Genomic DNA, 207 nt, shown 5'->3' with positions numbered 1-207 from the left:
GAGCGGGTTCGCGTCTAGGAACGCCAGTACCGAGTCGGTCTCGTACACGGTCCGCGCCGGGATCTCGCCGGCGGCGATCGAACAGAAGACGCAGTCGTCGGACATACCCGAGCGATCGCTCGGGCGTCCCATCAAGGTTTCCCGGGGTACGGTTCGGTCGCTCGTCGGAGCGCCGCCCGGAGCCCCGCGGCGATCGCCCCGATCCGC

1 protein-coding gene is annotated in these 207 nt (G+C 70.0%); it reads right to left on the bottom strand.

The features are described from left to right. A partial coding sequence (locus EXE44_RS21865) for an HIT family protein (RefSeq protein WP_369333874.1) occupies positions 1-105 on the bottom strand: 105 nt, incomplete at its 3' end. Positions 106-207: the final 102 nt, after the last annotated feature.

This window comes from Halorubrum sp. SS7, assembly GCF_005435055.1.
Classification (GTDB): Archaea; Halobacteriota; Halobacteria; order Halobacteriales; family Haloferacaceae; genus Halorubrum; species Halorubrum salinarum.
This window is presented reverse-complemented; position numbering and strand designations above follow the sequence as displayed.